Origin of the sequence: Stenotrophomonas sp. GD03819 (assembly GCF_029841665.1) — a bacterium.
Lineage (GTDB): Bacteria > Pseudomonadota > Gammaproteobacteria > Xanthomonadales > Xanthomonadaceae > Stenotrophomonas > Stenotrophomonas geniculata.
The window spans coordinates 105,011-114,900 of record NZ_JAOCEW010000013.1 but is presented as its reverse complement, the minus strand read 5'-3'; the positions used below and the strand labels follow the sequence as shown (position 1 = coordinate 114,900).

The window sequence follows — 9,890 nt, the reverse complement described above, 5'->3', positions numbered from 1 at the left end:
CCCACCCCGCCATCCCAGGGATCCTGCTGTTGCCCTTGCTTCGGCCGTTGCCTCTGCGGGTGCAGGGCGCAGCCCTGCCGCTTACCCAACAGGCTGCAGCGGCACCTTCGCCAGCACCCGCGCCCACGGGAACAACGGTCCCGGATCACGCTTGCGCGCCACCATCAGCGTCGGATCATCGCTGGCCGGCACCTGCTCCAGATCCAGCTGGTCGTGCCCGGCAATCCGCCGCAGCGACGGATAGCGCGCCACCAGCGCCAGCAGCAGCGCCTCCAGCGCCGCCAGCTGTGCCTCGGTGTAGGCCTCGTCCATCGCCTGATGGCGGCTGTCGAACCAGTCCGGGTAGCGCCCGGTGTTGACCAGCTCGATGCCCAGCGTATGCGCGTTCATGCCGCGCACGTGGTGGGCCACCCGTTCCGGTGCCACGTACTGCACCACGCTGCCATCGCGGTCGATGTAGAAGTGGCCGCTGTTGCCGGCGCCGCTGTCATACAGCACGCGCTCGCCGTACTCGCGGGCCATCGCCAGATCGGGCAGCTCGGTGCAGTGGATCACCACCATCTCCAGCGTGGCCGGGTCGCGCAGCGGCAGGCGGTCTTGATAGGGCAGGGGCTGCAGCTGCAGGCCGGGAAGGAGCGGGTTGGGCATCCAGCGATGCTAGCATTGCGGCATGAACCTGCCTCCTCTTTCGCCGCCGACCCGCTCCCACGGAGCGCGCGCATGAGCCGCGGCCACTGCATCCTGTCCCACGGTTTCGAGAGCGGCCCGGAAGCGACCAAGGTCACCGCGCTGGCCGACGTGGCGCAACGCCTGGGCTGGACCCATGAACGTCCGGACTACACCGACCTGGACGCGATGAGCGAGGTCAGCCGGGTGGGTGACGTGCGCACCCGGCTGCAGCGCCTGGTGGAACGCGCCGCCATCGCCGCCCAGCAGGGCCCGGTGGTGCTGGCCGGCTCCAGCCTGGGCGCCTACATCTCCGCCATCGCCTCGCTGCAGGTGCCTGTGGCCGGCCTGTTCCTAATGGTGCCGCCGACCACCATGGGCCCGATGCCGGCGCTGGATGCCGCGGCGGTGCCGACCACGGTGGTGCAGGCCTGGCATGACGACGTGGTCCCGGCCGCCGGGGTGATTGCCTGGGCGCAGGCGCGTTCGGCGCAGCTGCTGCTGGTCGACGACGGTCACCGCCTGGAGCACCACGTGGAGGCCTCCGCGCAGGCCTTCGAGCGCCTGCTGCGGCAACTGTGAAGCCCGGGCGCACGGCGCGCCCGCCCGCTTTGACTACAATGACAGCCCCGCCGCCCCCGGCGCGGGCCTGCCGGCCGTGCCTACGGCCCTCCTTTCCGACTGGCCCGGCCCCTGTGCCGCGCCCGACCATCTGCGAACCGATTCCGTGAAATTCTTCGTCTCCTGCGCCAAGGGCCTGGAATACCTGCTTGCCGATGAACTGTCGGTCCTGGGCCTTGCCAAGGCCACTGCCACCATTGCCGGCGTCAACGCCGAGGGCGAACTGGAGCAGGCGCTGCGGATCGTGATGTGGTCGCGCCTGGCCAGCCGCGTGCTGTGGCCGATCGACGAGTTCGAGTGCCCGGACGAGCAGGCCCTGTATGACGGCGTGCGTGCGCTGCCGTGGCATGAGCACATCAAGCCGGAGATGACCCTGGCGGTGGACGCACATGTGTCCGGCGACAAGATCACCCACGCCCGCTTTGCCGCCCAGCGGATCAAGGACGCCATCGTCGACCGCATGCGCGATGAGGGGCTGGAACGCCCCTCGGTCAACACCGACCTGCCGGACGTGCGCGTCAACCTGTCACTGCGCAAGGGCCGCGCCTCGCTGTCGATCGACCTCGGCGGCGGCCCGCTGCATCGCCGTGGCTGGCGCGGTGCCGCCCACGAGGCACCGCTGAAGGAAAACCTGGCTGCCGCGCTGCTGCTGCGCGCGCAGTGGCCGCGCCTGCACGCCGCCGGTGGTGGCCTGCTGGACCCGATGTGCGGCAGCGGCACGCTGCTGATCGAGGGCGCGCTGATGGCCGCCGACGTCGCTCCCGGCCTGATGCGCCATGGCAGCCTGCCGCCGAGCCGCTGGCTGGGCTTCGACAAGGCCGCCTGGAAGACCATCCAGAGCGAAGCGCGTGACCGTGAGGCCGCAGGCCTGGCCGCGCTGAAGCCGGTCATCCATGGCAGCGACATCGACCCGACCGCGATCCAGGCGGCACGCGAGAACGCGGAAGTGGCGGGTGTCGCCCACGCGATCCGCTTCACCCGCGCCGACGTCGCCGACCTGGCCGCGCCGGAGCAGGAGATCGGCGCGATGGTCTGCAACCCGCCGTACGACGAGCGCCTGGCCGCCGATCCGGCGCTGTACCGCGCACTGGGCAACGCCCTGCAGAAGGCCGTGCCGCAGTGGCGTGCCAGCCTGCTGTGCGGCAACGACGAGCTGGCCTTCGCCACCGGTCTGCGTGCGGGCAAGAAGTACCAGATGTTCAACGGTGCGCTGGAATGCGCGCTGATCGTCTGCGACCCGATCGCGGTGCCGGGCCGCGATCCGGCACAGCCACGCGAGCTGAGCGAAGGTGCGCAGATGGTGGCCAACCGCCTGCGCAAGAACCTGAAGAAGTTCAAGAGCTGGCGTGCCCGCGAGGACATCACCTGCTTCCGCGCCTATGACGCCGACCTGCCGGAGTACGCCGCCGCCATCGACGTCTACGAGGAAGACGGCGGCAAGCGCCGTACCTTCCTGCACGTGCAGGAATACGCCGCACCGGCCGCCATTCCGGAGAACGACGTGCGCCGTCGCCGCAACGAACTGCTGGCCGCTGCGCGTGAAGTGTTCGGCGTGCCGCCGGAGCAGGTCTCGATGAAGTCGCGCGAGCGCGGCAAGGGCGGCAGCAAGTACGGCCGCTTCGAGCAGCGTGACGAGTTCATCGTGGTGCGCGAGAACAACGCGCTGCTGCAGGTGAACCTGTTCGACTACCTCGATACCGGCCTGTTCCTCGACCATCGCCCGCTGCGCCGGATGATGGCCGAGCAGGTGCGCGGCAAGCGTTTCCTCAACCTGTTCTGCTACACCGGCGTGGCCAGCGTGCAGGCCGCGGTGGCCGGTGCCGCCAGCACCACCAGCGTCGACCTGTCGGCCACCTACCTGCAGTGGTGCTACGACAACCTGGCGCTGAACGGGCAGGGCGGCAACCAGCACCTGCTGGTGCAGGCCGATGCCATGGCCTGGCTGGAAGGCGACCGTGGCCAGTACGACGTGATCTTCTGCGACCCGCCGACCTTCTCCAACTCCGCGCGTGCCGATGACTTCGATGTGCAGCGCGAACAGTTGAAGCTGCTGCGCGCAGCCGTGGCGCGGCTGGCACCGGGCGGCGTGCTGTATTTCTCGAACAACTTCCGCCGCTTCAAGCTGGAAGAGAACGCCATCGCCGAATTCGCCCAGTGCCGCGAGATCACCGCGCGCACCATCGGTCCGGATTTCGAGCGCAACGCGCGCATCCACCGCGCGTGGGAACTGAAGCGGTTGGGGTAAGTCCGCCAGTGCCGGCCGATGGCCGGCACCACCTATCTGGCCAGTAGATCCACGCCATGCGTGGATGGCGGTTACAGCAACCCCACCACCAGCCCGACCACCGGCAACGCGATCGCCAGCGGCGCGATCCATTTCGGTCGGTACGGGTAAAGCCCGAACGACAGCGCCACACCGCCCAGGGTCATCGTGCCCAGCCACAGCACCGGGCCCATCGCCCAGCCATGGTCGACCACGCACAACGCGAACGCCACCGTCAGCAGGGCCCAGCCCAGCACCCGCCACTGCGTGCGCCGTGCCGGGGGAGCTGCAGCCTTGCCGTGCAGGTCGTGCTGGTGCTTTTCCATCGCCAGCGACAGGGCGGTGAACGCAGAGAACGACAGCGTCAGAGCCAGCAGCATCATGCGCTGGCCTCCGCTTCGGCCGCTTCGACTGATGCCTTCGGCGCTGCTGCGGCAGCCGCGCGCTTCTTCCTCTCGGCCGCACTCAGCGGTGGCGTCCAGCGCTGCATGCGCCAGCCGCACATCGCCAGCATCGCGCCGAAGGCAATCATCGACAGATCAACGCCGGCCAGCACCCAGTCACCGTTGCGCAGGGTGACGCCCAGGTGGGCATGCGTGGTCAGCGCGTTGACCACCGGCACCAGCGCGAACGCGGCGGCGCCCAGGTACAGCTGCCACGCCCACATCATCCGCTTCGGCCAGATGAAAGCGGCCAGCAGCGCGCCGCCCCAAGCGTAGAAGAACACGTTGGCTTCCGCACTCGAGCGCTCGGCGATGGCCAGCGGCAGCAGGCGGTTGCCCCAGAAGTAGGCGGCAAAGGCGATCGGCAGACCGGCCACGGTGCCGATGTTCAGCGCATCGACCAGGCGCAGGCCGAAGCCGATGCGTCCACTCTTGGCATGCTTGGGACGTTCCTTCACCGCCCACAGCACCACGCCGCTGGCGACCATCAGGCAGCCGACCAGGCCGGACAGGAAGAACAGTGCACGCAGGCCCCAGTCGGCAAAGCGTGCCAGATGCAGGCCGTACAGCACGCCGCGGGTGGCGGTGGCGCCACCGGAGGGCGGTGTTTCTTCCAGCAATGCACCGCTGACCATGTCGTAGCGCACGGCCGGGGTGTCGGTGGACAGGCGCTTGCCATCACGCTGGCGGATGTCGATCACCGCATTGGCCGCGCCCGGGTTGGACACGGTGAAGCCGGCCACTTCCACGCCGTGCCAATGCGCACGCGCGCTGTCCAGCAGTTGCGCGATCGGCAGCGGTGTTGCGCGGCCTTCGGCCGGCGCGGTCACCTCCGGCATGCCGCCGAAGGCTTCGCTGAAGAACTTGTCCTCGTCCTGCGGGTAGGCGACTTTCACGCCCCACGGCAGGTACATGATCATCAGAGTGACGATGCCGGTGTAGGTGATCATCGCGTGGTAGGGCAGGGCCATCACCGCGCTGACGTTGTGGAAATCGAGCCAGGAGCGCAGGCCCTTGTCCTTGCGGAAGGTGAAGAAGTCCTTGAAGATTTTCTTGTGGGTGATGACGCCGGTGATGATCGCCACCAGCATGAACATCGCGCAGAAGCCGACCAGATAGCGTGCCCACAGCACCGGGATGTAGTGCAGGTCGAAGTGCAGGCGGTAGAAGAAATCACCGCCGCGGGTCTCACGGGCCTTCAGTGCCTGGCCGGTGTTGGGGTCGAGCGTGGCATCGCCGAAGCCGCCTCGACGGCCACGGCTGGGGTCGGCCAGTTCCGGGGGCAGTCGCCAGAACATCTGCATGGCCGGGTTGCGCGGCTGCGGCAGGGTGACGAACCAGTTCTCGGCCTGCGCGGCGTTGGCCTGCAGGTAGTCCACCGCGCGCTGCGCGGCGACGTCTATGCTGACGTTGCTGGACGGCAGCTCCGGGCGCATCCAGCGGCTGATTTCTTCGCGGTAGTAGCTGGCCGTGCCGGCCATGAAAATCAGCAGCAGCAACCAGCCGACCAGCAGGCCGGTCCAGGTGTGCAGCCAGGCCATCGACTGGCGGAATCCGTTCTTCATGCCCAGGCCCCCAGCATGCGCGCGATGGCAGCCATCAGCAGGGCGGGAGCGAGAATGCCGACCCACGCACGCAGCGCGCTGCGGGTGGCGAACGCCCACAACGCCGCGCAGGCGGCGACCAGAATGGCCAGCAGCATGCCGGTCAGCACGGTCTGCCCGCGTGCGCCGGGCAGCGCCACCGCGCAGAACACGCTGGTGGCCGAAGCCAGCGCATAGCCGCCGAAGATCGCAGCCAACGAGCGTGACAGCACGCCCCAGCGCGGGTTGGAGAAGAAGGTGCGGGGGCTGGCGGTTGCGGGCGAGCGGTCCACGGCGTTCCTGCAGGTAGGGGAGGGGATGGAACGCGTCCGCGGCCCCCTTGCGCCCTGCGCATGTCGCCCAGCGTGTCCCATCGACGAAGCACCGCCCGCGCAGACGGGCAGCCCAGAGGTCGGGGATGTACACGGGCGATGGGCGCGTCTTCCGCGCCTGTTTGGCTAAGCGTACAACCGATCAGTAATGATAGGCATTCGCATTTTATGAATCAAGCATGATGAGCGCGAGGAGGGGCGACGCCTAGAACCTGAACACCACGGTTGCCGCATGCAGCAGCAGGCCGATCAGGCCGCCGACCAGGGTGCCGTTGAAGCGGATGAACTGCAGGTCGCGACCCACACTCAGTTCCAGCTGCTCGACCAGGTGTCGCTCGTCCCAGCCCTTCACGGTCTGCGCGATATGCGTGGTCACGCCCTCGCGCAGGCGGCCGGTCAGGCGCTGCGCACCTTCCAGCAGGTGCTGGTTGAGGGCCTCGCGCAGGGCCGGGTCAGCCTGCAGGCTGGCGCCCAGCGACGCGAGGCTGCGCTGCAGGTGGCCGACCAGCGCCGAATCCTCGCGCTGCAGGTCGGCGCGCAGGCTGGCATGGATGCGTGCCCACAGGCCCTGCACGTAGTCCTGCAGGGCGGGGTGGTCGATCATGTCCTGCTTGAGCTGCTCGATGCGCTCGGCCAGGGCCGGGTCCTCGCGCAGGCGCTGCACGTAATTCTGCAGCCAGCTCTCGTAGTCCTGGCGCAGCGGATGCTGTGGCTCGGCCAGCACCTGCTGCAGTTCTTCCAGCACCGCCCGCGCCAGGCGCTCGGCCAGGCTGTCGCCGATCTCGTCGATCGGCTTGACCCAGTTCACCGTGCTCGACAGGGTGGGCCACTCGCGCTGGATGTAACGCACGATCAGCTGCGAAGCACGCTCCTTCACTTCCGGTTGCTCCAGCCAGCGCCCCAGGCGCTGCAGGCCCTCGTCCAGCACGCGCTGGTGGCGCCCATCGGCGGTCAGCAGGGCCAGCAGCTCACCGGCGGTGGCGGCGGCATTCCACTGCCGCAGCTGCTGCACCACAAAGGTGTGCAGCTGGCGGCGTACGGCGGTTTCGTCGAAGAAATCCAGCGCCTGCAGGGCCCAGCCGCGGGCCATGTCGGCCAGCATCCGCGAGCGCGCCGGATCGGCCAGCCAGCTGCCGAGGCGGCTGGCTGGATCGAACACCTGCAGCTTGGCCAGCAGCACGCCCGGCTCCAGGAACTGGTCACGCACGAACAGGGCGAGACTGTCGCCGATGCGTTCCTTGCTGCGCGGGATGATTGCGGTATGCGGGATCGGCAGGCCCATCGGCCGCCGGAACAGCGCGACGACCGCGAACCAGTCGGCCAGCGCGCCCACGGCCGCTGCTTCGCAGAAGGCCGAGACCCAGGCCCAGATGCCGCGCTCGCCCTGCCAGTGGCTGATTGCGAAACCGGCCAGCATCAACAGCAACAGGCCCAGCGCGAGGGCTTTCAGGCGCCGCAGCTGAGCGCGGCGCGGATCGTGGGCAGGCGTCATGCGGAAAGTCTAACCGCAGCTTGGTGACGCCTGTCTGTAGAGCCGAGCCCATGCTCGGCTGCCTTGCGCGTGGAAAAGAGCAGCCGAGCATGGGCTCGGCTCTACAGAAGCGCGTCGAGAGCGCTTAGAGCGCTTCCAGCTGCTTGCGCAGCGCGGCCAGCTGCGCGCGCAGGGTGTCGTTCTCGCGGGTCAGCGCGACCACGCGACGGCGCAGGGCCGGTGCATCCTCGCCCAGCTGTTCCAGTGCCGACAGAACCTCGGCATCGCGGCTGGCCACCTCGTCCTCGCTGGGTTCTTCGAAATCCATCTCGGCTGGTTCAGGCTTCGGTGCACGCGGCTTGCGCTTGGACTCGCGCACGCGCTTGGCGGCCTGCTTCAGCTCGTCCTTGCCGCCGGCGGCGGCAGCGCGCTGCTCGTCTTCCGGCAGGTCGGCCACGGCCGCAGCGGCGCTGATCGAGATCACGCCGGCCTTCACCGCTTCCACCACCTCGGCCGCGGCCTGGGCGTGGATGCGCTCGATCATGCCGACCTGGCTTGTGCTCAGCTTGGCCTCGCGGGCCAGCTCGGCGCGGCTGATCTTCGGCGCCGGTTCCCACGGCGGGCTGTCCTCGCCCGCGTCTACGACGACGTCGGCGGTGCCGTCGCTCTCGCGCTGCAGCTGGGCCTGCTCGACCTGCTTGCGGGCGGCCAGGATGTCGCGCTTGCGCAGCGCCAGCACACCGCGCTGGAAATCGGACACGCTGCGGCGGCCCAGGTGCTGCTCGATCATCCACAGGTGCACGTCTTCCATGCTCTGGAAACGGGTGTTCTGCACGGTGTTGAAGGGCAGGCCGTGCTTCTGGCAGATGCCGAAACGGTTGTGGCCATCGACCAGCACATCACCCCACAGCACCAGCGCATCGCGGCAGCCTTCGGCCAGGATGCTGCGCTCCAGCGCGTCATGTTCGTCCGCGGTCAGCGGGTCGATGTAGGCCTTGAGTTCTTCTTTGACGACGATATCCATGGGCACGGCAGCGAGCAGGAGCGGAACCGCCCATTGTACCCGCTCGCCACCGCTGGCCCGGGCTCAGGCGGTGGCCCGGATCATCTCGCCCAGGGTGCCGGTGATCTGGTCGATCTGTGCCTTGTCCACGATCAGTGGCGGCGACAGCGCGATGATGTCGCCGGTGCAGCGCACCAGCAACCGGCCGTCGTGGAAGCAGCGCCGGAACACCTCGTAGCCACGGCTGCCGGGAGCATCGCGGCGCGGTGCCAGCTCGACCGCGCCGACCAGCCCGAAGTTGCGGATGTCGATCACGTTGGGCAGGCCCTGCAGCGCATGCAGCCGTTCCTGCCAGTACTCGCCCAGCTCGATGGCACGCTCGAACAGGCGCTCCTCGGCATAGATGTCCAGCGTCGCCAGCGCTGCGGCGCAGGCCAGCGGGTGGCCGGAATGGGTATAGCCATGGAACAGCTCGATGGCCTGCGGCGGGGCCTGCATCAGCGTGGTATGCACGGCGTCGCTGGCCAGCACGCCGCCCAGTGGCACCGCGCCGTTGCTGACCGCCTTGGCAAAGGTCAGCAGGTCAGGGGTGACCCCGAAGCGCTGCGCGGCGAACGGCATGCCGACCCGGCCGAAACCGGTGATGACCTCATCGAACACCAGCAGGATGCCGTGGTGGTCGCACAGCTCGCGCAGGCGCTGCAGGTAGCCGGGCGCAGGCAGGATGACCCCGGCGGAGCCGGCGATGGGCTCGACGAAGACGGCGGCAATCGTCGAGGCGTCGTGCAGCGTGATCAGTCTTCCCAGGTCGTCGGCCAGTTCCGCGCCCTGGCGCGGCAGGCCCTTGCTGAACGCATTGCGCGGCAGGTCCAGGGTGTGGCGCAGGTAGTCCACGCCACCCAGTTGCAGGCCGAACGCCCTGCGGTTGTTGGGCAGCCCGCCAAGTGCCATGCCGCCGAAACCGACGCCGTGATAGGCCTTCTCGCGGCTGATGAAGCGGGTGCGCTGGCCCTCGCCACGCTGGCGGTGGTAGGCCAGCACGATCTTCATCGCGGTATCCACCGCCTCGGAGCCGGAGCTGGTGAAGAACACATGGTTGAGCGGGCCCGGAGCCAGTGCGGCCAGTCGCTGCGCCAGCGCGAAGGCCGGCGGCGAGCCCATCTGGAAGGCCGGCGAGTAGTCGAGCGTGCGTGCCTGCTCGGCGATGGCATCGACAATGCGTGGGCGGGCATGGCCGGCGTTGCAGCACCACAGGCCGGCAGTGCCATCGAGGATCTGGCGGCCGTCGACATCCTCATAGTGCATGCCTTCGGCGCGCACCAGCATGCGGGGTGCCGCCTTGTACTGGCGGTTGGCGGTGAACGGCATCCAGTACGCGTCCAGTGACTCGGGGCGCTGGGTGGCCAGGTCGTGCAGGTCGCTTTCGGGACGCTTCATGCCAGCTCCGTCGGGTCCGATGCGACGAATGTAGCGCAGCCGCGTCACGGCGGAGTCGCGGCGGTCCCGGT

The 9,890-nt window shown here is 68.9% G+C and carries 9 protein-coding genes; 2 read left to right on the top strand and 7 right to left on the bottom strand.

The features are described 5' to 3' along the window. Positions 1 to 81: 81 nt before the first annotated feature. Positions 82 to 648: an N-acetylmuramoyl-L-alanine amidase gene (locus tag N5D45_RS09980; protein WP_057502292.1), complete on the bottom strand. Its 567-nt coding sequence runs from the start codon at positions 646 to 648 to the stop codon at positions 82 to 84. 72 nt (positions 649 to 720) lie between these two features. Between N5D45_RS09980 and N5D45_RS09975 the strand changes: the two genes are divergently transcribed. Together N5D45_RS09975 and rlmKL are read left to right on the top strand one after the other, a co-directional pair. Then, a complete protein-coding gene (locus tag N5D45_RS09975; protein ID WP_057502293.1) occupies positions 721 to 1,248 on the top strand; it encodes an alpha/beta hydrolase in 528 nt (175 codons plus the stop codon). A gap of 145 nt (positions 1,249 to 1,393) precedes the next feature. Beyond that, positions 1,394 to 3,532: a bifunctional 23S rRNA (guanine(2069)-N(7))-methyltransferase RlmK/23S rRNA (guanine(2445)-N(2))-methyltransferase RlmL gene (rlmKL, locus tag N5D45_RS09970; protein WP_279938835.1), complete on the top strand. Its 2,139-nt coding sequence runs from the start codon at positions 1,394 to 1,396 to the stop codon at positions 3,530 to 3,532. 71 nt (positions 3,533 to 3,603) lie between these two features. On the opposite strand, the gene N5D45_RS09965 is transcribed toward rlmKL, so the two are convergent. The 6 genes from N5D45_RS09965 to N5D45_RS09940 form a co-directional block, all read right to left on the bottom strand. Next, the gene (locus N5D45_RS09965; RefSeq protein ID WP_053442762.1) at positions 3,604 to 3,933 is read right to left on the bottom strand and encodes a DUF3325 domain-containing protein; all 330 of its coding nucleotides are present in this window, start codon (positions 3,931 to 3,933) and stop codon (positions 3,604 to 3,606) included. Beyond that, the gene (locus N5D45_RS09960; RefSeq protein ID WP_197657247.1) at positions 3,930 to 5,558 is read right to left on the bottom strand and encodes a PepSY-associated TM helix domain-containing protein; all 1,629 of its coding nucleotides are present in this window, start codon (positions 5,556 to 5,558) and stop codon (positions 3,930 to 3,932) included. The genes N5D45_RS09965 and N5D45_RS09960 overlap by 4 nt, the downstream gene beginning before the upstream one ends. Continuing rightward, positions 5,555 to 5,869 (bottom strand): DUF3649 domain-containing protein, encoded by a 315-nt coding sequence (locus tag N5D45_RS09955; protein ID WP_053442764.1) that lies wholly within the window; start codon positions 5,867 to 5,869, stop codon positions 5,555 to 5,557. Before N5D45_RS09955 ends, N5D45_RS09960 begins: the two co-directional genes overlap by 4 nt. A gap of 244 nt (positions 5,870 to 6,113) precedes the next feature. Next, positions 6,114 to 7,400, bottom strand: coding sequence for a DUF445 family protein (locus tag N5D45_RS09950; protein WP_197657248.1), 1,287 nt, complete (start codon positions 7,398 to 7,400; stop codon positions 6,114 to 6,116). Positions 7,401 to 7,524: 124 nt separating this feature from the next. Beyond that, positions 7,525 to 8,403, bottom strand: coding sequence for a hypothetical protein (locus tag N5D45_RS09945; protein WP_010486183.1), 879 nt, complete (start codon positions 8,401 to 8,403; stop codon positions 7,525 to 7,527). A gap of 63 nt (positions 8,404 to 8,466) precedes the next feature. Further along, positions 8,467 to 9,819, bottom strand: coding sequence for an aspartate aminotransferase family protein (locus tag N5D45_RS09940; RefSeq protein WP_057502296.1), 1,353 nt, complete (start codon positions 9,817 to 9,819; stop codon positions 8,467 to 8,469). Positions 9,820 to 9,890: the final 71 nt, after the last annotated feature.

Coding starts and splice junctions, on each gene's coding strand:
- N5D45_RS09945 (WP_010486183.1), bottom strand. CDS start 8,403: ATGGATATCGTCGTCAAAGAAGAACTCAAGGCCTACATCGACCCGCTG.
- N5D45_RS09940 (WP_057502296.1), bottom strand. CDS start 9,819: ATGAAGCGTCCCGAAAGCGACCTGCACGACCTGGCCACCCAGCGCCCC.
- N5D45_RS09960 (WP_197657247.1), bottom strand. CDS start 5,558: ATGAAGAACGGATTCCGCCAGTCGATGGCCTGGCTGCACACCTGGACC.
- N5D45_RS09965 (WP_053442762.1), bottom strand. CDS start 3,933: ATGATGCTGCTGGCTCTGACGCTGTCGTTCTCTGCGTTCACCGCCCTG.
- N5D45_RS09975 (WP_057502293.1), top strand. CDS start 721: ATGAGCCGCGGCCACTGCATCCTGTCCCACGGTTTCGAGAGCGGCCCG.
- N5D45_RS09980 (WP_057502292.1), bottom strand. CDS start 648: ATGCCCAACCCGCTCCTTCCCGGCCTGCAGCTGCAGCCCCTGCCCTAT.
- N5D45_RS09950 (WP_197657248.1), bottom strand. CDS start 7,400: ATGACGCCTGCCCACGATCCGCGCCGCGCTCAGCTGCGGCGCCTGAAA.